The 26,405-nt window shown below is 61.0% G+C and carries 24 protein-coding genes; 12 read left to right on the forward strand and 12 right to left on the reverse strand.

Features of this window, described 5'->3' with window-relative positions:
* The first annotated feature begins 59 nt into the window (after positions 1-59).
* The 5 genes from rhtA to glnQ all read left to right on the forward strand — a co-directional run bounded on the left by rhtA (position 60) and on the right by glnQ (position 4,289).
* A complete protein-coding gene (rhtA, locus tag ERD80_RS15525; protein ID WP_031279870.1) occupies positions 60-968 on the forward strand; it encodes a threonine/homoserine exporter RhtA in 909 nt (302 codons plus the stop codon).
* Between the two features lie 294 nt (positions 969-1,262).
* The gene (dps, locus tag ERD80_RS15530; RefSeq protein WP_021508421.1) at positions 1,263-1,766 is read left to right on the forward strand and encodes a DNA starvation/stationary phase protection protein Dps; all 504 of its coding nucleotides are present in this window, start codon (positions 1,263-1,265) and stop codon (positions 1,764-1,766) included.
* A 311-nt stretch (positions 1,767-2,077) separates the two neighbouring features.
* Complete coding sequence (gene glnH / locus ERD80_RS15535) at positions 2,078-2,824, forward strand: glutamine ABC transporter substrate-binding protein GlnH (RefSeq protein WP_136547550.1); 747 nt, start codon at positions 2,078-2,080, stop codon at positions 2,822-2,824.
* An 86-nt stretch (positions 2,825-2,910) separates the two neighbouring features.
* A complete protein-coding gene (gene glnP / locus ERD80_RS15540) occupies positions 2,911-3,570 on the forward strand; it encodes a glutamine ABC transporter permease GlnP (RefSeq protein ID WP_021508423.1) in 660 nt (219 codons plus the stop codon).
* Positions 3,567-4,289 (forward strand): glutamine ABC transporter ATP-binding protein GlnQ, encoded by a 723-nt coding sequence (gene glnQ, locus ERD80_RS15545; protein WP_021508424.1) that lies wholly within the window; start codon positions 3,567-3,569, stop codon positions 4,287-4,289. The genes glnP and glnQ overlap by 4 nt, the downstream gene beginning before the upstream one ends.
* 65 nt (positions 4,290-4,354) lie before the next feature.
* Here glnQ and rlmF read toward each other — a convergent pair whose 3' ends face one another.
* Positions 4,355-5,281 (reverse strand): 23S rRNA (adenine(1618)-N(6))-methyltransferase RlmF, encoded by a 927-nt coding sequence (gene rlmF / locus ERD80_RS15550; protein WP_125308424.1) that lies wholly within the window; start codon positions 5,279-5,281, stop codon positions 4,355-4,357.
* Positions 5,282-5,460: 179 nt separating this feature from the next.
* Here rlmF and ERD80_RS15555 point away from each other — a divergent pair, with 179 nt between their 5' ends.
* Positions 5,461-6,090, forward strand: a complete 630-nt coding sequence (locus tag ERD80_RS15555; RefSeq protein WP_104187031.1) for a flavin reductase family protein — start codon at positions 5,461-5,463, stop codon at positions 6,088-6,090.
* Positions 6,091-6,123: 33 nt separating this feature from the next.
* Here the strand turns inward: ERD80_RS15555 and hutH (ERD80_RS15560) are convergent, their stop codons facing one another.
* From hutH (ERD80_RS15560) to hutI, 7 genes are all read right to left on the reverse strand, one after another.
* Positions 6,124-7,608 (reverse strand): histidine ammonia-lyase, encoded by a 1,485-nt coding sequence (gene hutH / locus ERD80_RS15560; RefSeq protein WP_125308422.1) that lies wholly within the window; start codon positions 7,606-7,608, stop codon positions 6,124-6,126.
* Entirely contained in the window at positions 7,605-8,405 is an 801-nt protein-coding gene (locus ERD80_RS15565) for an ATP-binding cassette domain-containing protein (RefSeq protein ID WP_021508428.1), read from the reverse strand. Before ERD80_RS15565 ends, hutH (ERD80_RS15560) begins: the two co-directional genes overlap by 4 nt.
* A gap of 1 nt (position 8,406) precedes the next feature.
* A complete protein-coding gene (locus ERD80_RS15570; protein WP_104187034.1) occupies positions 8,407-9,135 on the reverse strand; it encodes an ABC transporter permease subunit in 729 nt (242 codons plus the stop codon).
* An 11-nt stretch (positions 9,136-9,146) separates the two neighbouring features.
* Complete coding sequence (locus ERD80_RS15575) at positions 9,147-9,866, reverse strand: ABC transporter permease subunit (RefSeq protein ID WP_031279871.1); 720 nt, start codon at positions 9,864-9,866, stop codon at positions 9,147-9,149.
* 12 nt (positions 9,867-9,878) lie between these two features.
* Positions 9,879-10,730: a transporter substrate-binding domain-containing protein gene (locus ERD80_RS15580; protein ID WP_058769505.1), complete on the reverse strand. Its 852-nt coding sequence runs from the start codon at positions 10,728-10,730 to the stop codon at positions 9,879-9,881.
* A gap of 348 nt (positions 10,731-11,078) precedes the next feature.
* Entirely contained in the window at positions 11,079-11,870 is a 792-nt protein-coding gene (gene hutG, locus ERD80_RS15585; RefSeq protein WP_021508432.1) for an N-formylglutamate deformylase, read from the reverse strand.
* A complete protein-coding gene (hutI, locus tag ERD80_RS15590; protein WP_136547537.1) occupies positions 11,867-13,081 on the reverse strand; it encodes an imidazolonepropionase in 1,215 nt (404 codons plus the stop codon). The genes hutG and hutI overlap by 4 nt, the downstream gene beginning before the upstream one ends.
* Positions 13,082-13,165: 84 nt before the next feature.
* Here hutI and ERD80_RS15595 point away from each other — a divergent pair, with 84 nt between their 5' ends.
* Entirely contained in the window at positions 13,166-14,521 is a 1,356-nt protein-coding gene (locus ERD80_RS15595) for a formimidoylglutamate deiminase (RefSeq protein WP_125308416.1), read from the forward strand.
* Positions 14,518-15,057 carry a HutD family protein gene (locus ERD80_RS15600; RefSeq protein WP_136547539.1) on the forward strand — a complete coding sequence of 180 codons (540 nt, stop codon included), beginning with the start codon at positions 14,518-14,520 and terminating at the stop codon, positions 15,055-15,057. The genes ERD80_RS15595 and ERD80_RS15600 overlap by 4 nt, the downstream gene beginning before the upstream one ends.
* Here ERD80_RS15600 and hutC read toward each other — a convergent pair.
* A complete protein-coding gene (hutC, locus tag ERD80_RS15605) occupies positions 15,041-15,796 on the reverse strand; it encodes a histidine utilization repressor (RefSeq protein ID WP_136547542.1) in 756 nt (251 codons plus the stop codon). The genes ERD80_RS15600 and hutC overlap by 17 nt on opposite strands.
* A gap of 319 nt (positions 15,797-16,115) precedes the next feature.
* Here hutC and hutH (ERD80_RS15610) point away from each other — a divergent pair, with 319 nt between their 5' ends.
* From hutH (ERD80_RS15610) to ERD80_RS15620, 3 genes are all read left to right on the forward strand, one after another.
* Positions 16,116-17,669: a histidine ammonia-lyase gene (gene hutH, locus ERD80_RS15610; RefSeq protein WP_136547544.1), complete on the forward strand. Its 1,554-nt coding sequence runs from the start codon at positions 16,116-16,118 to the stop codon at positions 17,667-17,669.
* A gap of 10 nt (positions 17,670-17,679) precedes the next feature.
* A complete protein-coding gene (hutU, locus tag ERD80_RS15615; protein WP_058775328.1) occupies positions 17,680-19,365 on the forward strand; it encodes a urocanate hydratase in 1,686 nt (561 codons plus the stop codon).
* A gap of 342 nt (positions 19,366-19,707) precedes the next feature.
* Positions 19,708-20,865: a M20 aminoacylase family protein gene (locus tag ERD80_RS15620; RefSeq protein ID WP_021508439.1), complete on the forward strand. Its 1,158-nt coding sequence runs from the start codon at positions 19,708-19,710 to the stop codon at positions 20,863-20,865.
* Between the two features lie 114 nt (positions 20,866-20,979).
* Here ERD80_RS15620 and ybiB read toward each other — a convergent pair whose 3' ends face one another.
* The 3 genes from ybiB to ERD80_RS15635 all read right to left on the reverse strand — a co-directional run bounded on the left by ybiB (position 20,980) and on the right by ERD80_RS15635 (position 25,107).
* Positions 20,980-21,948 carry a DNA-binding protein YbiB gene (gene ybiB / locus ERD80_RS15625; RefSeq protein ID WP_136547551.1) on the reverse strand — a complete coding sequence of 323 codons (969 nt, stop codon included), beginning with the start codon at positions 21,946-21,948 and terminating at the stop codon, positions 20,980-20,982.
* A gap of 72 nt (positions 21,949-22,020) precedes the next feature.
* Positions 22,021-24,156 (reverse strand): ATP-dependent DNA helicase DinG, encoded by a 2,136-nt coding sequence (gene dinG / locus ERD80_RS15630; RefSeq protein ID WP_058757814.1) that lies wholly within the window; start codon positions 24,154-24,156, stop codon positions 22,021-22,023.
* A 54-nt stretch (positions 24,157-24,210) separates the two neighbouring features.
* A complete protein-coding gene (locus tag ERD80_RS15635; RefSeq protein ID WP_136547546.1) occupies positions 24,211-25,107 on the reverse strand; it encodes a LysR family transcriptional regulator in 897 nt (298 codons plus the stop codon).
* 128 nt (positions 25,108-25,235) lie between these two features.
* On the opposite strand from ERD80_RS15635, the gene ERD80_RS15640 reads away from it, so the two are divergent.
* Complete coding sequence (locus ERD80_RS15640; RefSeq protein WP_136547548.1) at positions 25,236-26,321, forward strand: iron-containing alcohol dehydrogenase family protein; 1,086 nt, start codon at positions 25,236-25,238, stop codon at positions 26,319-26,321.
* Positions 26,322-26,405: the final 84 nt, after the last annotated feature.

Here is a 26,405-nt window from a genome sequence, read left to right on the forward strand (position 1 = left end):
TTGCTTTACACTGGCTACCCGTTGCCTGGTTATTCATCATCACAGGAATTGATCACAGGATGTCTGCACCTCTTTCCCACCCCAAACTGGCGCCGGTAGTGCTGCCGGTTGCCGTATTACTGATCGCCATGCTGTCGCTGCAGGGCGGCGCATCGCTGGCGAAATCGCTATTTCCCACCGTCGGTGCGCCTGGCATTACCGCGCTGCGTCTGGGACTGGGCACGCTCATCCTGTGCGCGATTTTCAAACCCTGGCGCCTGCGCTTCAGTGCAAAGCAGCGCAAACCGCTGCTGATGTATGGACTGGCGCTGGGCTGCATGAATTACCTGTTCTATCTCTCGATCCGCACTGTGCCGCTGGGCGTGGCGGTGGGGCTGGAGTTTCTCGGCCCGCTGACGCTGGCGCTGGCCGGCGCACGCCGTCCGCTGGATTTTCTCTGGGTGCTGCTGGCGGTCACCGGCCTGTGGTTCCTGCTGCCGATTGGTCATGGCCTCAGCCATATCGATCCCACCGGCGCGCTGCTGGCCGTGGGTGCCGGCGCCTGCTGGGCGGTGTATATTCTGGCGGGCCAGCGGGCAGGCGCCGAACACGGCCCGGCCACGGTGGCAATGGGCTCACTGATCGCCTCAGTGATTTTTGTGCCGCTCGGTCTGACCTTTGCCGCGCCCGGTATCTGGCAGTGGGAAATTCTGCCGCTGGCGCTGCTCATCGCCCTGCTCTCCAGCGCCATTCCGTACTCGCTGGAAATGATGGCGCTGACGCGTCTGCCGGCGCGCATTTTCGGTACGCTGATGAGTCTGGAACCGGCGATGGCCGCGCTCTCCGGCATGCTGTTCCTCGGCGAGCTGCTGACGCTACAGCAATGGCTGGCGCTGCTGGCGATCATCGCCGCATCTGCTGGCTCGACGCTCACCATGAAACAGAAAGCGGCACATATAAATGAAGTGGATATCAACACGCCGCAATAAGCCGTACAGGTCAGCCGGTTATTTAACCGGCTGTATATAGACAAATTCTCATTATCATTTCTTAAATAGCCACACGGTAAGCTGTTATTATTTTGCAACATGATAGAAAAATAATTAACATATGAAATAAGGTATTGATTTTTATGCATTTTAATAAAATCTTTATTTTCACGACGTAACATTAAGCTTTAGCTATTCCTGTCATTGATTTAATCAATCCTGCAGAGTGAAAAACTGCTGCTATACTTATTCCCGTGCTTGATTAGGACAACCATCAATAAGAGGACATTAATGATGAGTACCGCAAAACTGGTTAAAACAAAATCTTCCGATCTGATTTATACCCGCAATGACGTGGCTGATAGCGAGAAGAAAGCTACCATCGAGGTGCTCAACCGTCTGGTCGTGGAATTTATTGACCTGTCGCTGATCACCAAGCAGGCGCACTGGAACATGCGTGGCGCGAACTTCATTGGCGTACATGAAATGCTGGATGGCTTCCGTACCGCTATTACCGATCACCAGGACACCATTGCAGAACGTGTGGTACAGCTGGGCGGCGTTGCGCTGGGCACCACGCAGGTGGTTAACGACAAGTCACCGCTGAAAAGCTATCCGCTGAATATTCACAGCGTACAGGATCACCTGAAAGCGCTGGCTGACCGTTATGCCGTCGTGGCTAACGATACGCGTAAAGCCATCAGTGAAGTGAAAGATGAAGATACGGCTGATATCTTTACTGCCGCATCGCGTGACCTTGATAAGTTCCTGTGGTTTATCGAATCAAATATCGAGTAATGCTCAAACAGGCGGGTTATCCCGCCTTTTTTATGCCTGCTACCCGCCCGGCTTTTTTGACGCCGTTAACAATTCCTTAATCCTTTCTTTCCCTTATTATCACTCTGATGCACACTGTGCCTGCACCACCACAGCACAATGCACCATTTTGGTGATTCATTCTGGTGCAAACTTTTCCCGGCGTGCAGAATCGTGTCAGCCTGCCCCGGCAATCTGTTGATTTTCGCGTTTGAGAAAAGTTGGCATAATTTTTTCATATGATGAGCCGTACATCGGGCCACCAGGCCTGACGGGTAATAAGGAAAAAAATGATGAAGTCGTTGATTAAAGTCCCCGTGGCCGCGCTGGCGCTGGCCTTCTCGCTTTCCTCCACTGCAGCAGACAAAAAACTGGTCGTCGCTACTGACACCGCCTTCGTTCCGTTTGAATTTAAACAGGGCGACAAGTACGTCGGCTTCGATATCGACCTGTGGGACGCTATCGCTAAACAGCTGAAGCTGGATTACACCCTGAAGCCGATGGATTTCAGCGGCATCATTCCGGCGCTGCAAACCAAAAACGTTGACCTGGCGCTGGCCGGCATCACCATTACCGAAGAGCGTAAAAAAGCCATCGAATTCTCTGACGGCTACTACAAAAGCGGCCTGCTGGTGATGGTGCGTAACAACGAAAACGACATCAAAGGCATCGACGATCTGAACGGTAAAGTGGTGGCAGTGAAAAGCGGCACCGGTTCGGTGGATTACGCCAAAGCGCATATCAAAACTAAAGACCTGCGCCAGTTCCCGAACATCGATAACGCGTACATGGAGTTAGGCACCAACCGTGCTGACGCCGTGCTGCACGACACGCCAAACATCCTGTACTTCATCCACACCGCTGGCAAAGGCCGTTTCAAAGCCGTCGGCGACTCCATCGAAGCGCAGCAGTATGGCATCGCTTTCCCGAAAGGCAGCGACGACCTGCGTGAGAAAGTGAATGGCGCGCTGAAAACCCTGCACGACAACGGTACCTACAACACTATCTATAAAAAATGGTTCGGCAGCGAACCTAAATAATTCAGGCCCGACGCCTTTTTATCAGCAGGGAGCTTTGTTCTCCCTGCTTTTTACATTTCCACTGCAACAGATTCTGGAGTCACACCATGGAGTTTGACTGGAGCGTCATCTGGCCCGCCTTACCGATCCTGATCGAAGGCGCCAAAATGACCCTGCTTATCTCGATCCTAGGCCTGATTGGCGGCCTGGTTATCGGCCTGGTGGCCGGTTTCGCGCGCGCCTACGGCGGCTGGATCACCAACAACATCGCGTTAGTGTTCATTGAACTGATTCGCGGCACGCCGATCGTGGTGCAGGTGATGTTCATCTACTTTGCCCTGCCGATGGCCTTCCCGGACCTGCGCATCGACCCGTTCACCGCCGCCGTCGTGACCATCATGATCAACTCCGGTGCCTACATTGCGGAGATTACCCGCGGTGCGGTGCTGTCGATCAACAAAGGTTTCCGTGAAGCCGGCCTGGCGCTTGGCCTGTCGCGCCGCGAAACGCTGCGCTACGTGATCATGCCGCTGGCGCTGCGCCGCATGCTGCCGCCGCTGGGTAACCAGTGGATCGTCAGCATCAAAGATACCTCGCTGTTCATCGTGATTGGCGTGGCGGAACTGACCCGTCAGGGCCAGGAGATCATCGCCGGTAACTTCCGCGCGCTGGAGATCTGGAGTGCCGTTGCCATCATTTACCTGGTTATTACGCTGGTGTTGAGCTTTGTGCTGCGCCGTATTGAGAAAAGGGTGAAAATCCTGTGATTGAATTTAAAAACGTCTCGAAAAACTTCGGCCAGACTCAGGTACTGCACGACATCAACCTGAAAATTAATCAGGGTGAAGTGGTGGTAATCATCGGGCCGTCCGGCTCCGGTAAATCTACCCTGCTGCGCTGCATCAACAAGCTGGAAGAGATCAGCAGCGGCGAACTGATTGTCGATGGCATGAAAGTTAACGATCCGAAAGTGGATGAACGCCTGATTCGTCAGGAAGCCGGTATGGTGTTCCAGCAGTTCCATCTGTTCCCGCAGATGAGCGCGCTGGACAACGTGGCCTTTGGTCCGATCCGCGTGCGCGGGGCGAAGAAAGACGCCGCACACAAACTGGCGCGTGAGCTGCTGGGCAAGGTCGGCCTCGCCGAGCGTGCGCACCACTTCCCTTCTGAGCTGTCCGGCGGCCAGCAGCAGCGCGTGGCGATTGCCCGTGCGCTGGCGGTGAAGCCGAAGATGATGCTGTTCGATGAGCCAACCTCGGCACTCGATCCCGAGCTGCGTCACGAAGTGCTGAAAGTGATGCAGGATCTGGCGGAAGAAGGCATGACCATGGTGATCGTGACCCATGAAGTGGGCTTCGCACAGAAAGTGGCGTCGCGCCTGATCTTTATCGACAAAGGTACCATCGCGGAAGATGGCAATCCGGACGATCTGATCACCAACCCGCCGAGCGACCGCCTGCGTGAGTTCCTGCAGCACGTCTCTTAATACGGCGTAGAAACAACAAAGCCGCTGCGGTTCCCCGTAGCGGCTTTTTTTTACCTGAGCAGCGGTTAACGTGCCAGACGCTGCGCGCGCGTGGCGGGCGGTAAAAATGTCCAGGCGATAAAGCGGCTCTGCTTCTGGCCCTGCGCCATGTCGACGATGCGTACCTGATAAGCGTCGTGCGCCTTCAGCCGATCGCGCAGCTCGGGCAGATGCTCTTTGCGCGACACCAGCGAGGTAAACCAGACGATGCGATCGCCCAACGCGACGCTTTCATCGATCATCCGGCCGATAAACGCACGCTCACCGCCGTCGCACCACAGCTCGTTATGCTGACCGCCGAAGTTAAGCGGCGCCTGCCTGCTCAGGCCGAGATTGCGCACTTTACGCTGGCTGCCGGCCGCCGCATCGGCCGCCGAGGCGTGGAACGGCGGATTACACAGTACTGCGTGATAGCGTTCGTTCTTATGCACCACGCCAGCAAAAATCGCGCTCTCCTGCTTCTGACGGCGCAGGCGAATGGCGCGCTGCAGGCCGGGATTGCTGGACACAATCTGACTGGCGGCGTTAACAGCGTCCGCGCTGATGTCGGTGCCGGTAAAGCGCCAGCCATACTCCGCGTGACCGATCAGCGGATAGATGCAGTTGGCGCCGCAGCCAATATCCATCACGTCGAGATCGCGCGGCAGCACGCCACCGTTATCGCTGGCCAGCAGATCCGCCAGCGCATGGATATAGTCAGCGCGGCCCGGCACCGGCGGCGTCAGATAGCCTTCCGGCAGCTGCCAGTTCAGGTTATAAAACAGTTTCAGCAGCGCCTGATTCAGCAGCAGCACCGCGTGCGGATCGGCGAAATCGACCGACAGCTCACCGTAACCATTGGGGCGCACTTTGTCCGCCAGCGGCGGATGCGCGGCAGTCAGGGCAGCAAAATCATAACGGCCCTGATGGCGGTTACGCGGATGAAAGAGCGCGGTAGCGGCAGGCTTGTTCATAGATTCTCCGGACATTAATGCGCGCGTAAGATACGCTGGATGACGGCAGCGCACAATCCGCCAGGAAAATTTAGTGCAACGAATTTAAATCTATTCTCCCTAAAACTGCATCCGCAATACTGCGTCCAGCCGCCAGCGCCGCCGGAACACGCAGTATCCAGGACGAATCAGGAGCGCAAATGCGTCAACGTTACACTTATCAGCCACGCAGTGGACACGGTCTGCCTCACGATCCGCTCAACGCCATCGTCGGCCCGCGCCCGATTGGCTGGGTTAGCTCGCAAAGCGCCAGCGGCCAGCGCAATCTGGCACCCTATAGTTTCTTTAACTGTTTTAACTACCATCCGCCAATCATTGGTTTTGCCAGCAGCGGCTGGAAAGACAGCGTGCAGAATATCAGTGAAACCGGCGAGTTCGTCTGGAACCTGGCGACGCGTCCACTGGCAGAAGCCATGAATGAGAGCTCCGCCTCGGTGCCGTCCGATCACGACGAGTTTGCCCTCGCCGGCCTGACGCCGCTGGCCGCTTCCCACGTTAACGTCAGCATGGTGGCAGAAAGCCCGGTCAACTTTGAGTGTCGCCTCACGCAGCTGATTCGCCTGCAGGATGCACAGGGGGGCGAGCTGGAGAGCTGGCTGGTACTGGGCGAAGCGGTGGCGATTCACATCGATGAAGCTCTGCTGGAGAACGGCATCTATCAGACCGCCAAAGCGCAGCCGATTCTGCGCGCCGGCGGTCCTTCCGCCTATTACGCGATCAGCGAAGATCAGCGTTTTGATCTGGTGCGCCCGGACGCGCGCCGCGGTTAAATCAGGACACTGGCGGCGCGACACATTGCGCCGCTAGCAGGCCAGCGTCTGTAATACCTTCACCGCCCGGGCTATCTCCGGTGCCAGCCAGCGATCCTCCTGCCAGGTAGCAACCTCAGCGCGCAGCGCACGTAGCGCCCGGCCCGTGCCGCGGGCCAGCTGCGCCTCACCGTGAAAATCCAGCGCCTGCGCCGCCAGCAGGTACTCAATCGCCAGCACCTGCCAGAGGTTATTCAGCAGTCTGAGCAGCTTGAGCGCCGCGCCGGTACCGAGGCTGAGGTGATCCTCCTGCAGTCCCGAGGTGACGTAATTGTCCAGCACCGCCGGCTGCGCCAGCTGACGATTCTCCGCGCACAGGGAAGCCGCCACGTATTGCGCGATCATCATGCCGGAGTTGACGCCCGGCTGCGCTACCAGAAACGGCGGCAGCCCGCTGACCAGCGGATTGACCAGCCGATCCAGCCGGCGCTCGGCAATGCTACCAATCTCCGCCATGGCAATCGCCAGCAGATCGGCCGCCATGGCAACCGACTCGCCGTGCGGATTGGCCTGCGACACCACGCGCCAGTCGTCCGGCGTGCCCAGCACCAGCGGATTATCGGTGCAGGCATTCAGCTCGATCTCAAGCTGACGCGCCGCGTGGGCGAACTGATCGCGGCTGGCGCCGTGCACCTGCGGCATCGAACGCAGGCTGAGTGCATCCTGGGTGCGTATGCCGCAGCTCGCCGCCAGCAGCGGGCTGTCGCTCAGCAGCGCACGCAGACGCTGGCCGCTGTGCTGCATACCGGGGCTGGCTTTCAGCGCAATCACCTCGGCATCAAAGGCCGCCAGCTGACCGCGCAGCGCTTCAAAGCTCATCGCGCCGGTGACATCCGCACAATCCAGCAGCCGCGCCGCATCGTCCAGCGCCAGACAGCTCAGCCCGGTCATGCACGGCGTACCGTTGACCAGGCTCAGGCCCTCTTTGGCACCGGGGCGATACGGCTGTAAACCGGCCAGCCGCAGCGCCTGCTCCGCCGGCATCACCTGTTGCTGGTACTCAACCTCGCCCACGCCAATCAGCGCCAGCCCGATATGCGCCATGTGGGTGAGATAACCGACTGAACCCTGCGACGGCACCTGCGGCGTGATCTGCTGATTGAGCAGCGCCAGCAGATGCTGCACCAGCGCCACCGAAACGCCGGATTTGCCGTGGCTGTAGTTGGCGATGGCCGCACACAGAATGGCGCGCGTCTGCTCGCGTGTCAGCAGCGGACCGACGCCGCAGGCGTGGCTCAGCAACGTATTGCGTGACAGCTGGCTGAGCTGGTCTTCTGGCAGCGTGATGTTACACAGCGCCCCCAGCCCGGTGTTGATGCCATAGGCAATCTGACCGCTGGCAACGATCTGTTCGACGATCTCGCGACCGCGCGCAATGCGCTGCCAGGCGGCGGCGCTCAGCGTCAGTTCGGCGTTATGTCGCGCTACCTGTACCAGCGCCTGCCAGGTCAGCGGCGCATCGCCCCAGACGACGGTCATACTGGCTGCTCCGCGTGATGGCTCTGATGGCTGGAGATAAACTGCTTAAAGCGCGATGAACCGCTGGCGCCAAACATCGCTTCCGGCGTGCCCTCGCAATCAATGTTGCCCTGATGCATAAACACCACGCGATTTGAGACGTTGCGCGCGAAGCCCATCTCGTGCGTCACCACCAGCATGGTGCGCCCCTCTTCCGCCAGGCTGCGCATCACTTTGAGCACCTCGCCGACCAGTTCCGGGTCGAGCGCCGAGGTTGGCTCATCAAACAGCATCACTTCCGGATCCATCGCCAGCGCGCGGGCAATTGCCACACGCTGCTGCTGGCCGCCGGAGAGCTGCGCCGGATAAAAATCCTTGCGGTTAAGCAGCCCGACGCGATCCAGCAACTGCTCTGCCTGGGCGATACAACTCTTTTTGTCGCGCTTCAGCACATAGTGCGGACCTTCAATCACGTTCTGCAGCACCGTCATGTGCGACCACAGATTGAAGCTTTGAAACACCATGCCCAGCCGCGAGCGCAGGCGTTCAATCTGCTTAGGATTCGCCGCCAGCTGATGGCCGCGCGCGTGGCGCTTCATTTCAATGGTTTCGCCGCCGACGCTCACCACGCCGGCATCCGGCGTCTCCAGCAGATTGATGCAGCGCAGCAAGGTACTTTTGCCCGAGCCGCTGGCACCGAGAATTGAAATAACATCGCCCTGATGCGCCTGCAGCGAGATGCCTTTGAGCACCTCCATAGCGCCAAAGGATTTATGGATATCAGTGGCGGACAAGGTGACTGGTGAAGTGGAATGCATATTACTCTCCGGCAAGCGGTTTAACGGCGGGCAGCGGCTTTTTTTCAGCGCGGTGCACCGGGGTCAGACGGCGCTCTAACAGCGCGTACAGCTGGACGATAATAAAGTTGAGAATCAGGTAGATCGCCGCAGCGCAGACAAATACTTCCATGGTGCGATAGGTACGCTGGATGATCTGCTGCGCCACGCCGGTGACATCCCACACCGTGACCAGGCTGGCGAGCGCGGTGGATTTCACCAGCAGAATCGCCTCGGTGGAGTACGCCGGCAGCGCATAGCGCAGCATGATCGGCGCGATGATGCGGCGCAGCAGCAGCCAGCGTGACATGCCGCAGGCCAGCCCGGCTTCGACCTGACCTGCCGGCACCGCCAGCAGCGCACCGCGCAGGATCTCAGCGGTGTAAGCGGCGGTACACAGCGACAGCGCCAGCACCGCGCAGATAAACGGCTCGCGCAGAAACGGCCAGACGAAGCTGTGGCGAATCACGCCAAACTGGCCGAGCCCGTAGTAGATGAGAAACAGCTGAATCAGCAGCGGCGAGCCGCGAAACACCAGAATATAGCCGCGCGCAAAACCGCTCAGCAGCCGCCAGTGGCTCATGCGCAGCGCCAGAATGCCCAGCGCCAGCAGCCCGCCGCAGACAAAGGCGCTGATAAACAGCCCGAGCGTCACCGGCAGCGCCGCGCTCAGCTTAAGAAAAGTGTCGGCAAGAAAAGCGAAGTCGATCATGCTGCTGCTCCTTAGTGCTGTGCCGCAGTGCGACTTTGCCATGCGCGGCCGAGGCGCGATTCCGCGCGGCGAAACGCATGGTTCGACAGCAGTGTCAGCAGCAGATAGCAGCCACCGCCAATCAGGTAAAAGGTGAAGTAATCGCGCGTTGAACCGGCCGCCACCTGGCTGGCGCGCATCAGCTCGACGATGCCGGTCACTGACACCAGCGCCGAATCTTTCAGGCTCATCTGCCAGACGTTGGACATCCCCGGCAGCGCGTAGCGCACAATCTGCGGGACGAGGATGCGCTGGGCGATACGCCAGCGCGGCATCCCGATGGCTACCGCCGCTTCGACTTCGCCCTTCGCCAGCGCCAGGCGCGCAGCGCGATACACTTCACCCTGATAGGATCCGGAGATGAGCCCGATAGCCAGCGCGCCAATCAGGAACGGCGGCGCTTCAATAAAGCCGTCTGCACCAAACAGCTGGCCGACCAGCGTGATCAACCCCGATCCACCGAAGTAGAACAGGTAGATCACCAGCAGTTCCGGGATGCCGCGAAACACCACCGAATAGCTTTCACCCAGCCAGCGCAGCCAGCGCTGGTGCGAGAGTTTCGCCGCCGCCACGCCGGAACCGACCACGGCGCCAATCATCAGCGCCGCCAGCGACAGCAGCAGCGTGGTACCGGCGGCGCTCAGAATCAGGCGACCCCAGCCATCTGCACCAAAACTCAGCAGGCTCATCATCTTTCACCTCACTTACGGCGTTACGTCAGTTTTAAACCACTTCTCGCTCAGCTTTTTCACCGTGCCGTCCGCCAGCGCAGCGTGAATGGCGGCATCGAGTTTGGCCTTCAGGTCGTTATCAGCCATGCGCACGCCCATCGCTTCGCCTTCCCCCCAGATCGGACCGCCCAGCTGCGGGCCGCTGAACGTCAGGTTGCTGTTCTCTTTACGCGCCAGCATCGACTGCGCGAAGGTCACGTCATCAAACACCGCATCAATGCGGCCCGCCTGCAGATCGAGAATCGCATCCGCCGAAGCGGTGTATTCGCGCACGTCGGCCACGTCTTTGAAGTATTTATCGATAAACGGCGTATACACGGTGCCGGAGGCAATGCCGATGGTTTTGCCCTTGAGCGCCGCCTTCAGCGGGGCGATGGCCGCATTGATGGCCGCCTCGTCGTCGTGCAGTTTGATGATGTTCTTATCGGCCGGCAGCAGCGGGTTATCTTTGCTGGTGATGAAGGTCGCCGGCGTTGACGCGTACGGCGTGGTGAAGTTGACCACTTTTTTCCGGTCCGGCGTAATCACAATCGCATCCATGATGACGTCATATTTCCCGGCGTTTAGTCCGGCAATCATCCCGTCCCAGTTCTGCACCACCAGCTTGCACTGAATGCTCATGCGTTTGCAGAGATCTTCCATCAGTTCAGGTTCGAAGCCGCCCAGCTTGCCGCCCGGCAGCGTCAGGTTCCACGGCTCATAGCTGCCTTCGGTGGCGATGGTAATGGATTTCCACTCTTTGGCCTCGGCAGCCACACCGGCCAGCATCAGGCTGGCAAACAGCGTGGTAAGGCAAAAACGGCGAAACGGGGCACGGTGTGTCATACGGCTTCTCCTGGTGGTTAGCAAATCAGGCTGTCTCTGTTAACTGATACAGCGCAAATGACATTTCATGTATATACAAGTTAGCGTGCGGCAGATCATTGTCGGCATAAGCTTTTTGTGAGCCAGCCAGAATAAATAGTCATCATTGCCGCGCGGTCTTTACTTGTACATACAAGCTAGCAAGGGCTGTGCCAGATCGGCAAAGACGGTAAACGGAGGGGATCGGCGTCAGGCGGAACGCGTCGTGCACACTTACAGGGCAGGGGTTGCACAGCATTGGGGAGTGAGGCAGCGGATGTGCATCCGCCACATGAGAAACGGGGTCACCGTGATGGCGACCCGCATCAATTAAACGGCTTTCCCCGCCTGCAGAAACGCCTGCAGCAGCGGCTTCAGCACGTGCTGCAACCGCGTGGCGCGATCCTGCTGCCAGGCAAACGGCGGCGCCTCATCCATGTAATTCAGCTGCGCCAGCTCCAGCTGCACCGCCTGCACGCCCTGCGCTGGCTGGCCGTAAGCGCGCGTGATGTAGCCGCCTTTGAAGCGTCCATTCACCACCCAGCTGTAGTCGCTTTGCGCGGCGCACACCTGCTCAATCGCCGCGATGCTGGCCGCCGAACAGCTGGCGCCATCATTGGTGCCGATGTTCAGGTCCGGCAGCTGGCCGTCGAACAGGCGCGGAATCACCGAAGCGATGGAGTGCGCATCAAACAGCAGCGCATAGCCATGTTCAGCTTTCAGCCGCGCCAGCTCCTGCTGAATCTGCTGATGATAGGGTTGCCAGATAGTCTCCAGATAGCGCTGACGCGCCGCGCTGTCCGGCGTCATGCCGGGTTTGAAGGTTGGCGTGCCATCAAACAGCGTCTCCGGATAGAGCCCGGTGGTGGCCGTGCTGTACAGCGGCTGATTGTCCGGCGGACGGTTGAGATCGATCACGAAGCGCGAGTAGTGTCCGATCAGCACGCTGGCACCGAGGTCGCGCACAAAGTCGTACAGCAGCGGAATATGCCAGTCGGTATCCGGCAGGCCGCGCGCGGCCTCGCTCAGCCCGGCGTCAACCTCCGGCGTCAGTTGGGTACCGGCATGCGGAATACTGACCAGCAGCGGTAGCTTACCGGCGGTGAAATGAAAAGGGGTCATTGCGCTTCTCCACGATAGATAACCTGGCACGGCAGTTCGCCGCCCAGCCAGTAAACCAGCTCAGCCGGGCGAGCCAGCGGCCAGTGGACAAAATTGGCTACTTTGCCTGGCTCCAGCGAGCCGTGCGTGGCCTGCAGGCCAAGCGCCTTCGCGCCCCACAGCGTGACGCCGGCCAGCGCTTCCTCCGGCGTCAGGCCAAACAACGTACAGCCCATGTTCAGCATCAGCCGCAGCGACAGCGCCGGTGACGTGCCCGGATTGGCATCGCTGGCCAGCGCCATCGGCACGCCGTGCTGGCGGAACAGTTCAACCGGCGGACGCTGCGTCTCGCGCAGCAGATAGAACGCTCCGGGCAGCAGTACCGCCACCGTGCCATGTTCCGCCATCGCGCGCGCATCCTGTTCGGTGGCATATTCGAGGTGATCGGCAGAGAGCGCGCCATAGCGCGCCGCCAGTGCGGCACCGCCGAGTGCCGACAGTTGTTCAGCGTGCAGCTTCACCGGCAGGCCGAGCGCTTTGGCGGTATCAAATACCGCGCTCACCTGCTGCGGTGACAGCGCCAGGTGTTCGCAAAACGCGTCGACCGCATCCGCCAGCCCCTCCGCTTTCACCCGCGGTAACAGGCGCTGACAGATAATATCAATCCAGCCCTGCGGGTTATCCCTGAACTCTGGCGGGAAGCCGTGCGCCGCCAGGCAGGTGGCCTGCACATCGGCAGGCACCGACTGCGCCAGCTCGCGGATAGCGCGCAGCAGAGTGAGCTCGCTCTCTTCGTCCAGCCCGTAGCCGGATTTAATCTCCACCGTGGTAACGCCTTCGGCCAGCAGGCGATCGAGCCGCCAGCGCGCCGAATCCACCAGCTGCTGCTGGCTGGCCGCGCGCGTGGCGCGCACCGTCGACAGGATGCCGCCGCCCTGCGCGGCGATCTCCGCGTAGCTCACGCCGTTGAGCCGCTGTTCGAACTCCTGGCTGCGATCGCCGCCAAACACCAGATGCGTGTGGCAATCCACCAGACCGGGCGTAATGATGCCGCCGTCAAACTGCTGCTGCCGGCGCGGGGCAAAGTCCGGTAACGCACTGCGCGGGCCGACCCACACCAGCTCGCCGTTATCCACCGCCACGGCGCCATCCTCAATCAGGTTATAGCGACCGTCACGCATGGTGACCACATCGGCCCCCAGCCACAGGCTGTCGATCTGTTTACTTGCCATCCCACTCCCCTTTTGTCTGGCGATTTACACTGCGCCTCAAAGTATGTATATGTATATACAACTTTCCGCCATTGAGGATCAACCATGGCAGTTTATTTTGCCCCACGCGCACGGCTGGCCGACGGCTGGCAGGAAAATGTGCTGATCGCAACCGACGATCAGGGATTTATTCGCGCCCTTACCGCCGACAGTACGCCCGGCGACGCCGTGCGCCTGGCCGGGCCGGTGATTCCGGCGATGGCCAACCTGCATTCCCATGCCTTTCAGCGCGCCATGGCCGGGCTGGCGGAAGTGGCAGGCGATCCGCAGGACAGCTTCTGGACGTGGCGCGATCTGATGTACCGCATGGTGCAGCGCCTGTCGCCTGAGCAGGTCGGTGCCATCGCCACCCATCTCTACATTGATATGCTCAAGGGCGGCTACAGCCAGGTGGCGGAATTTCACTATCTGCATCACGATCCGCACGGCCAGCCCTATGCCGACGATGCGATGCTGCACCAGCTGATGCAGGCAGCGCACACCGCCGGTATCGGCCAGACGCTGCTGCCGGTGCTGTACAGCTACAGCGGCTTCGGTGCGCAGCCAGCCAGCGACGGTCAGCGACGCTTTATTCAGCACACCGATGCCTATCTGCAACAGCAGCAGCGCGTCGCGCAGTGGAGCGCGCAGCAGCCGCTGATCAACCACGGCCTGTGTTTCCACTCGCTGCGCGCGGTGAGCGAAGCCCAGATGCATGAGGTGCTGGCCGCCAGCGCTGCGCATCTGCCGGTGCACATTCACGTTGCCGAGCAGGAAAAAGAGGTTAATGACAGTCTGGCATGGAGCGGCGAACGGCCGGTGGCGTGGCTGTATAACCGCTTTGCCGTTGATGCACGCTGGTGCCTGATTCACGCCACCCATCTCGATCAGCAGGAGATCGCGCGCATGGCGGACAGCGGTGCCATTGCCGGGCTGTGTCCCACCACCGAGGCCAATCTCGGCGACGGCATCTTCCCGGCGGTGGAGTACATCGGGCGCGGCGGGCGCTGGGGCATTGGCTCCGACAGCCACGTTTCGCTCAGTGCGCTGGAGGAGCTGCGCTGGCTGGAGTATGGCCAGCGGCTGCGCGATCGTCGCCGCAACCGCATTACGCTAACCGATCAACCCTCGGTCGGCGATCTGCTGTGGCAGCAGGCGGCGCAGGGCGGCGCGCAGGCCTGTGGCATTGCCAGCGGTGAGCTGGCGGTGGGCAAACGCGCCGACTGGCTGGTGCTGGAGGAGGATGCGCTGCTGGCCAGCGTCAGCTCCGCCGCGCTGCTCAATCGCTGGCTGTTTGCCGGCAGCAGCCAGCAGATTCGTGACGTGTTTGTTGCCGGACAGCCGGTGATTCAGCAAGGCCATCACGCGGCGGAAGAAGCGGCCGCCGCTGGCTTTGCCCGGGCGATGCGGGCGCTGCAATGAACGCGCGCTTTGATTACGCGCAGCTGCCGGTCAGCCGCTGGCGCAACGGCGGCGGGGAAACACGCGAAATTATCAGCTATCCGCCGGGCGCAGCGCAGTTCGAGTGGCGCGCCAGCATCGCCACCATCGACGCCGACGGGCCGTTCTCGCCCTTCCCCGGCGTCGATCGGGTAATTACCCTGCTTCAGGGCGATAGCGTGCTGCTGCGCTGTGAACAGGCCGAACAGCCGTTGCTGCCCCATCAGCCGTGGGCCTTTCCCGGCGAATGGGCGATAGAGGCGCAGGTTAGCGGCAGCTGTCAGGACTTCAACATCATGACGCGGCGCGACGCCTGGCGCGCGGCGGTAAGCGTGGAGCAGCAGACGGTCAGCAGCCTGCATGGCGTGGCGTATGTGCTGGCCGGTACATGGCATAGCAGTGCGGGCGAGACGCTGCAGGCGCAGCAGGGAATGTGGTGGCTGCAGGAGCAGCAGCAGCTGGTGCCGCAAACGGCAGAGGCCAGCCTGCTGTTTATCGCGCTTAGCCGTGTCCCCTGAAGCGGCCCAGCAGTTTGTAGCGTGAGCCTGGATAGAGCAGGCGCGCATAGGTGACGATTTTGTTGTCGCTCCACGTCTGGCGACGGATAAGCAGGCACGGCTCGTGCTCGTCCAGCGCCAGATGCTTACGCTGGCGCAAATCCGGCAGTACCGCTTCAACGATATGCTCACCGGCAGTCAGCGGGGCGACGCGCATCAGATAGGTGTACGGCGTCAGGCTGTGGTAATCCTGGCTGAGATAATCAGGCGCGACCAGCGGATTGACCAGACGATCTTCCAGCTGCACCGGCAGCTCATTTTCATAGTGCACGATCAGCGAATGATACAGCGTCTGGCCGGTGGACAATCCCAGCACCCCCGCCTGTTCCGGATCCGCCTTCATCTGACCAATCGAGAGAATTTTGCAGCTGTGCGTGTGGCCGCGCTGGGCAATTTCATCGGCGATGTTGTGCACTTCCAGCATTGCGGTATAGCCCTTCATCTCCGCGACAAAGGTGCCGACGCCCTGCATGCGCACCAGAAACCCTTCGCTGGTGAGTTCGCGCAGCGCGCGGTTGATGGTCATGCGGCTGACCCCCAGTTCATTGACCAGCTCGCTCTCCGACGGCACCCGCTGATTGGCTTTCCAGTGACCTTCGCGGATCTGGCTGACGATTGCCTGCTTAACGCGCTGGTAAATGGGCGCGGGTTCATCCCCCATCGCTGCCGCCAGCTGTGCGATTGCCGTTTGCTCCGCCATTTCCTGTTCCTTTTCCAAATGATGTGTGAAGTTTACTGTCTCGCCGCCTAAATGTATATACATCCAATAGTGCATAGCCTGCCCGCGTGGTGCAGCTGCCGCCCGCTTTTGGTGCAGCGTACCAGGCTGAAGGTTGCCGCACCCGCATTGCGGCACGTTTCACAGAATACGATCAATCTGGCACAGCGCTTGCTACTTGTATAGACAAGATTAGACACTTATGCTTCACTCACAACACTTATAGCGCCTCTGGCGGATGCCATCGCATCTTGCGCACCGCCACAACGTGGCAGATAACTTGTATAGACAGGAGTAGACTATGTCAGGTTCGGTTCAGGCAATTCGCCTCGTTCCCGGTGAAGTGGACCTCGCCACCTTACGCCGTATTTATCAGGAGAAGGTGACGCTGCAGCTGGCAGAGGAAGCGCGGGCGGATATTGACCGCGCACGTGAAACCGTCGAGGCCATTGTCGCCTCGGGCAAGGTGGTGTACGGCATCAACACCGGCTTCGGCAAGCTGGCGCAAACGCAGATCCCCGCCGAACGCCTGGCGGAACTGCAGCGTAACCTGGTGCTGTCACACAGCGTCGGCCTCGGCGATCTGCTGCCGGACAACGTCACCCGCCTGGTGGTCGCCAGCAAAATCATCAGCCTGGCACGCGGCCACTCGGGCATCCGCATGGAACTGATTGACGCGCTGCTGGCGCTGTTCAATGCCGGCGTGATGCCGTGCATCCCGGCGAAGGGATCGGTTGGCGCGTCCGGCGATCTGGCGCCGCTGGCGCACCTCTCCCTGATGCTGCTCGGTGAAGGCCAGGTGCGCATTGACGGCCAGCTGGTGCCCGCCAGCGAAGGCCTGGCCCGCGTCGGCCTGCAGCCGATTGTGCTGGGGCCAAAAGAGGGTCTGGCGTTGCTCAACGGCACCCAGGTCTCTACCGCGCTGGCGCTGCGTGGTCTGTTTGAAGCCGAAAATCTGTTTGCCGCCGGGCTGATGGCTGGCGCGCTGTCGCTGGAAGCAATTAAAGGCTCGGTTAAACCGTTTGATGCACGCATCCATCAGGCGCGCGGCCAGCACGGGCAGATTGCCGTCGCCGCTGCAGTGGCGACGCTGCTCGAAGGCAGCGAAATTCTCAGTTCGCACAGCAACTGCGGACGCGTGCAGGGACCCTACTCGATCCGCTGCGTACCGCAGGTGATGGGCGCCTGTCTCGATAACCTCAGCCACGCCGCGCGCGTGCTGCAGATTGAAGCCAACGCCGCTTCTGACAACCCGCTGGTCTTCAGCGACAGCGGCGACGTGATCTCCGGCGGTAACTTCCACGCCGAGCCGGTGGCCTTTGCCGCCGACATCATCGCGCTGGCGATTGCCGAGGTCGGTGCTATCTCCGAACGCCGCCTGGCGCTGCTGCTCGACACCGGTCTCTCCGGCCTGCCGCCCTTCCTGGTGCGCGACGGCGGCGTGAACTCGGGCTTCATGATTGCGCAGGTTACCGCTGCCGCGCTGGCCTCGGAGAACAAATCGCTGGCGCACCCGGGCAGCGTCGACAGCCTGCCGACCTCAGCCAATCAGGAAGATCACGTATCGATGGCCACTTACGCGGCACGCCGTCTGGGCGAGATGTGCTTCAACACCGCTGCCGTGGTCGGCATTGAAGCGATGGCGGCAGCGCAGGGCATCGAATTCCACCGCCCGCTGCAAAGCTCTGCCGCGATCGAACAGGAGATGAGCCGCATTCGTACGCAGGTCGCCTTCCTCGATCAGGACCGTTTACTGGCGCCGGACATTGATGCCATGCGCCTGTGGGCCAGCAGTTACGTCTGGCCTGAAACCCTTACTGCGCTGCTGCCAAGCCAGCGTTCTACTGCTAATTAAGGAACCGATGATGAGCGAAACTTTGACTCAGGCTGTTGCCCGTGAAATCCGTGCGCCGCGCGGTAATGAACTGCACTGCGCCAACTGGCTGATTGAAGCGGCATACCGCATGATTCAGAACAACCTCGATCCTGACGTGGCCGAACGCCCGGAGGATCTGGTGGTGTATGGCGGAATCGGCAAAGCCGCGCGCAACTGGGCGTGCTTTGAGCAGATTCTGCGCTCGCTGCGCGCGCTGCAGCCGGAAGAGACGCTGCTGATCCAGTCCGGCAAGCCGGTCGGTGTGTTCCGCACCCATGCCGATGCACCGCGCGTACTGCTGGCCAACTCCAACCTGGTGCCGCACTGGGCGACGTGGGATCACTTCCACGAGCTGGATAAGGCCGGGCTGATGATGTATGGCCAGATGACCGCCGGTTCATGGATCTATATCGGCGCGCAGGGCATCGTGCAGGGCACCTTTGAAACCTTCGCCGAAGCCGGTCGCCAGCACTACAACAGTGACCTGACCGGCCGCTGGATCCTCACCGCCGGTCTGGGCGGCATGGGCGGCGCGCAGCCGCTGGCGGGCGTGCTGGCAGGTGCCTGCGTGCTGGCGATTGAGTGCCAGGAGTCGCGCATTGATTTCCGTCTGCGCACCCGCTACCTCGACCATAAAGCCTACAGCCTGGATGAGGCGCTGGCGCTGATCAAAGACGCCACCGAAGCCGGCCAGGCGATCTCCGTGGGCCTGCTGGGCAATGCGGCCGAGCTGGTCCCGGAACTGGTGCAGCGCGCAAAAGCGGGCGGCATGAAGCCTGACATCGTGACCGATCAGACCTCCGCGCACGACCCGATCAATGGCTATCTGCCGGTGGGCTGGGACGTGGCACGCTGGGAAGCCGAGCGCGTCAGCAATCCGAAAGCGGTAGAGAAAGCGGCACGCGCTTCCATGGCGCAGCACGTGCAGGCGATGCTCGACTTCCACCACATGGGTGTGCCGACCGTGGATTACGGCAACAACATTCGTCAGGTGGCGCTGGATGAAGGGGTGAAAAATGCCTTTGACTTCCCGGGCTTCGTGCCGGCGTATATTCGTCCGCTGTTCTGCGAGGGTAAAGGCCCGTTCCGCTGGGTGGCGCTCTCGGGCGATGCGGAAGATATCTATAAAACCGACGCCAAACTGAAAGAGCTGTTCCCGGATCACAAAAACCTGCACCGCTGGCTGGATATGGCGCAGGAGCGCATCGCCTTCCAGGGCCTGCCGGCGCGTATTTGCTGGCTGGGGCTGGGCGAACGGCATAAAGCCGCGCTGGCATTCAATGAGATGGTGCGCAACGGCGAGCTGAAAGCGCCGATCGTGATTGGTCGTGACCACCTCGACTGCGGCTCGGTGGCGTCACCTAACCGTGAAACCGAGGCGATGAAGGATGGCTCGGATGCGGTGTCAGACTGGCCGCTGCTGAACGCGCTGCTGAACACCGCCGGCGGGGCCACCTGGGTGAGCCTGCACCACGGCGGCGGCGTCGGAATGGGCTTCTCGCAGCACTCTGGTGTGGTGATCGTCTGTGACGGTACGGCTGAAGCGGATGCGCGCCTTGGTCGCGTACTGTGGAACGACCCGGCCACCGGCGTGATGCGTCATGCCGATGCGGGCTACGAGCTGGCGCAGTCCTGCGCAGAGCAGCACGGTCTCAATTTGCCGATGCTGAAGTAGTTCCAGGTGCGCATCAATGCGCACCCTACGGTAGGTTACCCCGGCTGAGCAATGCCGCAATGTGGGTCTGTTAAGCCTTAACACTGTTCCCAAAGGTTGCACTGTATAAGGTCGGCATTGATGCCGACCGCGTGCAGCGCCAGCACGGCGGTATCCCATCGCGCCCTGTAGGGTCGGCATTCATGCCGACCTTGCCCCCATCCCCTTATGCCAATCCGCTATAGCCTATAGCCAAATTATTCCTTTCCACGATAGACGCCCCCCACGCTTACCACTACAGTGGACACTTAACTTCCCGCGTCGGAGATTGCGCAGCTGACGCTGCTGATGGAGCCTTACCTTATGAGCCTGCCTGCTGTCCTGCTGGAAAACGCCCTCACCTGGCGTCGTCAGTTACATCAACACCCTGAACTGGGTTACCAGGAGCAGCAGACCAGCGAGCTGGTGGCCCAGGTGCTGACCGATGCCGGACTGCAGGTGTTTCGCGGTCTCGCCGGCACTGGCGTGATCGGCACGCTGGAAAACGGTCCCGGTCCGGTCATCGGGCTGCGCGCCGATATGGATGCCCTGCCGATCACCGAAAAAGGCGAGCCGCAGTGGAAATCGAGCCGGCCTGGCGTGATGCACGCCTGCGGTCACGATGGTCACACCGCGATACTGCTTGCCGCAGCCTGTCAGCTGGCCGCCACGCGTAATTTCAAAGGTACGGTACATTTCCTGTTTCAGCCGGCCGAAGAGAATCTCGGTGGTGCGCGCAAAATGGTTGAGGAAGGTCTGTTTCAGCGCTTCCCGATGGATGCCGTGTACGCGATGCACAACTGGCCGGGATTGCCGGTGGGGTCGCTGGCGGTGAATCCGGGCGCGATGATGGCATCGCTGGATTCGTTTGAGATTACGCTACACGGCAAAAGCTGCCATGCGGCGATGCCGGAAAGCGGTGCCGACCCGATGGTGGTCGCCGCCGAGCTGATTCTGGCGCTGCAAACCATCCCGTCGCGCCGCCTGTCACCGCTGGCGTCGGCGGTGGTCAGCGTCACCCAGATTCACGGTGGCGAGGCCATTAACGTCATTCCGGAGCAGATCACGCTGCGCGGTACGGTGCGATGTCTGCAGACCGACGTGCGCAATCGCGTGCGCGGTCTGATTGAAGATTTTGTCACCACCCTGCCGCGCCCGTTTGGCGTCAGCGGCGAGATTCACTGGTATCCCGGCTATCCGGTTACCGCCAACCATGTCGCCCCGGCGGAGCAGGTGCGTGACGTGGCGTGCCAGCTGCTGGGTGAACAGCAGGTGCACTGGCAGGTTAACCCGTCGATGGCGTCTGAAGATTTCGCCTGCATGCTGGAAGCCTGTCCCGGCGCCTATTTCTGGCTCGGCGCTGACGGTGCCACGCCTTCAGCCCCGCTGCACAATGCCAACTATGATTTCAACGATGCGCTGCTGCCGATTGGTATTACCTTCTGGCAGCAGCTGGTGGAAAGCGTACTGATTAAACGCTGATGGCGCTGCTCAGCAAGCCCCTTCAGCTGCGCAGGCGTGCACCCCCTGCGCAACCGCTGCGGTGACAGCCGTCACCGCCCAGGTTTTTCGTGCATGGCCAGCCGGGCAGCCCGGTTAAATTCCCACCTGCTGTAACCGCGTTTCGGCATCGGCCATTGTTGCGGCTTCGCCGGTCGCCACCAGACAGCACGCCAGCTGCAGGCGCAGCGCCTGCGGCACCGCGCGTTCACCGGCCAGCACCTGACGGATCCACGCTGCGGTATCCTGGGCGCCTTTGCTCTCTGCTAACGCCAGCGCGACCTCCGGCTGCCGCTCGACCCACACTTCCGCTTCTGCGCCGGCACCGCGAATATAATTAATCGCCGGGCAGCGCTGCGGATTGGCATAGACCTCACCTTCAGTGCCGTTCAGCAGAATGGCCGGTGCATCGATATCCTGGAAGAATTTACCCACGCGCGGCACATATTCCGGATGCGACACGCTCGCCAGCCGCAGCGCGGCGCGTTCGGCAAACGGCGTCGCCAGCTTGGCCAGCGTGTGCGCGCTGTTGCGCACGCCCATGCGCCAGCGCAGCGCCAGCTGTTTAGCCATTGGCGCACATAAATCATCGATGGTGATGAACGCCAGCTCGCCAGCGTCGAGTTTCGCCTGCGCCTGTTGCGCGCTGGTCACCGGCGCAATATCCAGCGCCGCCAGCACCGCTTCGCTGGTTACGCGGGTTGGGTCGTCGCTGACGCCGTGCAGCAACACCGGAAAACCGAGCTTCACCAGCAGCAGCGCCAGCAGCGGCGTCAGGTTGCCCTGGCGACGCGCGCCGTTATAGCTGGGAATGACGATGGGCATCGGACGCTGTGCCGGGGGCTGCAGCCGCATCATGCGCTGCTGCATCGCGTGGTAGAAGCCGCGCATCTCTGCTTCCCCTTCGCCTTTGATGCGCAGCGCAATCAGCACGCCTCCCAGTTCGAGATCCGGCACCTCGTCCGCCAGCATCGCGCTGTAAAGCGCCACGGCAGTGTCAAAGTCGATATCGCGTGCGTGATTCTTGCCACGGCCAATCTCTTTAATGATCTTATTCAGTTCCATCATACTTTCCCGCTTCCAGGGCGCGCCGTCACCCGGCGGCCAACAATCGTGCATCCGGCTGTTGCCGCATACTCAGGATTTCTTGCTGCGCTTCGCCGGTTTGTCCGCTTCCGGCACCGGCGGTTGTTCAATCGGAAACACCGGCAGCGCGGCCAGCAGGCGGCTGCCGTAGGTTTTGCTCAGCAGCCGGCGATCATAAATGACGATCTCACCAAAACACTGATGGCTGCGGATCAAACGCCCGACCTGCTGGATCAGCGTAAACGATGCGCTGGGTAAACTTTGTACTTCAAACGGGTAGCGTTTGAGGCTCTTCAGCCACTCCCCTTCGGTCAAAATTACCGGACTGTCTACCGGCGGAAAAGCAATTTTATGGATGTGCACCTGCGACAGCAGATCGCCTTTCAAATCGAGCCCTTCGGCAAAAGATTGCAGGCCAACCAGAATGCTGCTTTGTCCGGCGGTCACCCGTTGCCGGTGAAGCTCCACCAGCCGTGAACGCGGCTGATCGCCCTGCACCAGCATCGACAGACGCAGCTCCGGCACCAGGCTGACAAACTGCTGCATTGCCCGTCCGCTGGCAAACAGCACCAGCACGCCTTTGTGCTGCTGCGCCTGCATTTGCTGGCGGAAGAAGCGCGCCATCTCAGCGATGTGCTCCGCTTCATTGGCCAGCAGCGGCTCATAGCGCATTTGCGGGATGATCAGCTTGCCCTGATCGACATGATTAAACGGCGAGTCGAGTGCCACAAAGCGGTCGCCGGCCTTTTGGTTCAGGCCGGACATCTCCTGCAGGCGATTAAAGCTGTTTAGCGAACGCAGCGTAGCCGAGGTCACCACCACGTGCGGGATTTTGCGCCACAGCAGCTTTTCCAGCTGGTCGCTGACGCGAATCCCGGCGCAGTGAAACAGCAGATGCGCCTGGCCGTCACGAATTTCACGCGTCACCCATTTCGACACCGGCGCGTTGGACGCTTTTTCCATCGCCGCCAGCCGCCACAGTTTGCTGATGGATTCAAACCAGCCGAAGTGGCGATTGAGCTGCAGGATGGCTTTGTGCAGCCGCATGATATCGGCCTTGCCGGTCTGTTCGCCCAGCTCGTTGAGCAGCCCTTCGCTCAGGCCACGCAGCGCATCACTCAGCTTAAACAGCCGCGCGCACAGGGTCAGCAGTTCTGGCGGCAGCTCACCGAGCACAAAGCGAAACTCGCCTGGCTGATTGTCGCGCGGCAGCAGAGGATTGAGCGCGTTGCACAGCGTCTGCAGCTGCTCGCGCATCTCATCACAGTGTCCTTTCAGACGTTCGGGATTGCTCAGCGGCGGCGGGGATTTCGGCCGGAACTGCGCCATGATGGTCTCCACCAGCCGCACAAACAGATCGAGCTGCAGGCTGCTCCAGCCCGGCGTGATCTCCGCGCTCATCTCCAGCGCATCCCGCGCCACTTCCGGCAGATGGTGTCCTTCATCCAGTACCAGCATCAGGTGTTTGGCCGGCGGCAGCACCGACTCATTCTCCATTGCCGCCATCACCAGCGCATGGTTCGCCACCACCACATCGGCCTGCTCGATTTCGCGTCGCGCCACAAAGAACGGGCATTCGCGATACCAGCGGCAATGGTGTGCCAGGCAGTTCGCTTTATCAGTGGAGAGGCGCTGCCACAGGCTGTCGTCAATCGCCACGTCGCTGTGATCGCGCAGGCCATCCCACTTATAGCTGCTGAGGTCTTTCTCCAGCCGCGCGCAGAATTTCTGCTCCTCTTTCGAACCGGTCACCGCCTGTTCGTCGAGATACAGCAGCAGATCGCCCTGCTGATCGTCCGTGGCTGCCAGCGCGGTCAGGTTGCGCGGACAGACATAGCGTCCGCGACCAAAAGCCGCGGTGAAAGTGAGGTCAGGAATAATTTTCTTTAATAGCGGCAGATCTTTGCTGAAGATCTGATCCTGCAGCGCCACGTTGGCGGTGCTGATGACTAAACGTTTCTCTTCGGCGCGGCTGACCGCAATGCCGGGAATCAGGTAGGACAGGGTTTTGCCGACGCCGGTGGGCGCCTCAATGGCCAGATGGCGACCCTCGTCACCGGCCAGACTCTTCGCCACTTCGGCGATCATCTGGCGCTGCGGCGCGCGCGGGATAAAGTCAGGAACCTGCTGCTGCAGCGCCTTATACCATTGCGCAATCTGGCTTTTTATCGCTGCTGTCAGGGCCATAGTGAATACTGTTGGTTAAACCGGCCTGTATTTTTACACAGTATTGCCGCAGCGTCAGCTTTCGCGCTCAGTTTTTCGCGCTGGATTCAGAATTTCGCGCATCGCGCGGATCAGCGGCTCGCGCGCGCGGCCGCGCCGGAAGGCGAACGAAAACGGCGCGCGAAAGTGAAAATGGTGGGGCAGCAGGCGCAGCAACTGGCCCTGCTGCTCGCGGCTGCGCGCGTAATGCTCGGGCAAAAAGCCAATATAGCGCCCGGAGAGAATCAGCGTCAGCTGCGCTTCAATGCTCTCCACCGAGGCGGTGCTATGGCGGAAACCGCGCTTGTTCAGCTCCTGCTGGTTCCAGTAGCGCCGCGTTACCATGCCGGTCTGCTGCACGCGACGCACATCCGCATCGCCCTGCGCCAGCGCATGTTGCGGACTGCAGTACAGCCACTGCTGCTCCTCGTACAGCGGCAGCGTCACCAGATTGCTGGCGCGCAGCGGAAAGTGTCCGATGGCCAGGTCGAGCCGATCTTCCAGCACCTGCTGCTGCAGTTCGTTGGGCTCGCACACGCTGAGGGTGAGAAACACCGCCGGAAAGCGCTGATTAAAACGGGCGATAACCGCCGGCAGATCCAGCGTGCTGTCGGTGACGGTGGCGTCGACCACGCCAAGCGCAAATGTGCCGCCCTGCGCGCTTTTCAGCGTCTCCACCTGCGACTGCCAGCCGCTCAGGGTCGCCAGCATTTCCCGGGTATAGGCGTAGAACTGTTCGCCTTTGCTGGTCAGCGCAAAGCCTGCGCGCCCGCGCTGGCACAGGATAAAGCCCAGCTGGCCTTCCAGTTCACTCATGTAGGCGCTGATGGCCGGTGTGGTCATGTTCAGCGCCTGCTGCGCACGCGAATAGCCCTGGTTTTCCACCACGCTGGCGAACACCTGCAGCAGTTTCAGATTGGGTAAGGTTGGCACCGCACTTCCTTCAGGGATTGCTGACAATAGTTAACGAATCGCTGAAGTGATTATCGGCTGACAGGGATTTTTTCTGCAAGCCGCTTTGGCGATGATGCAGTCATTCCCTGAAAAAGAGAGCTTTCGCTATGTCGCAACAAAATTTGCTGTTCCCGGCGCGCGTGCTGCGTGGTGCGGGTGTGATTAACCAGCTGGGGGCCATCTGCGCCGGGCTGGGCCAGCGGGCACTGCTGATTGGCGGCCAGCGCGCGATGCAGGCGGTGGCGACGCAGGTGAAGCTGCAACTCGATGCCGCTGGCGTCACGCTGCTGGCACCGGTGTGGTTTGGTGGCGAAACCTCGCTTAACCATATCGAACGGCTGGCGGTGTTAGCGATTGAACAACAGGCAGAGGTGCTGATCGGTGCGGGCGGCGGCAAGGCGCTGGACACGGTTAAAGCGGTGGGCGCGCAGCTCGGGCTGCCGGTGATAACCGTCCCGACAATTGCCGCCACCTGCGCTGCGGTGACCCCGCTGACCATTCGCTACGACGATAACGGCAACTTCTTTGATATTTTCCCGCTGCCGCAGGCGCCGGCGGCAGTGCTCATCGACAGTGAGTTGCTGGCAGCCGCCCCAGCCCGCTGGCTGGCCGCGGGCCTCGGCGATACGCTGGCTAAATGGTATGAGTTCCGCGCGGTAAGCACGCGCCATCCGGCGCGCACCGGCAATGCGCTGTCATCGCTGGCGCACAGCCAGATCTGCTATGAGGTGATCGCGGAGCACGGTCCGGCGGCTTACGCAGCGGTGCTGCGCGGTGAGAGCGGCACTTCGCTCGATCAGGTGCTGGACGCGATTTTTACCTGGGCCGGTCTGACCTCGCTGATGAGCAATGGCGCCCACGCCGCCGCTGCGCACGCCATTTACGAAGGCTTTACTTTCTGCGACAAAACGCGCGAGTTTGGTCACGGCCTGCTGGTGGGTTACGGCAATTTGTGCCTGCTGGCGCTGGAGGATCGCAGCGACGAAGAGCTGGTAGATGAGATGCGCCTGGCGCGCGACTGCGGCGTACCGTTGACGCTGGCAGAGATTGCCGCGCTGGATGAGAGCGAGCTGGCGTTGATTATACGTGAGTCTGTCCACGCGCCGGATATGGCCAACATGGCCGAACCGGTCAACGAAGCGCGGTTGCGGGCGGCGATGGCGCGGATTGAAGGGCTGGCGGAACGGGTTTGATTGCGGTCGCAATGGATGTGGCAAACCCCAGGTCACCGTAAACGGCGACCCTACGGGCCAGCGCGCGTTTTTGTAGGGTGCGCA

This window comes from Pantoea sp. R102, assembly GCF_004916815.1.
Lineage (GTDB): Bacteria > Pseudomonadota > Gammaproteobacteria > Enterobacterales > Enterobacteriaceae > Pantoea > Pantoea dispersa.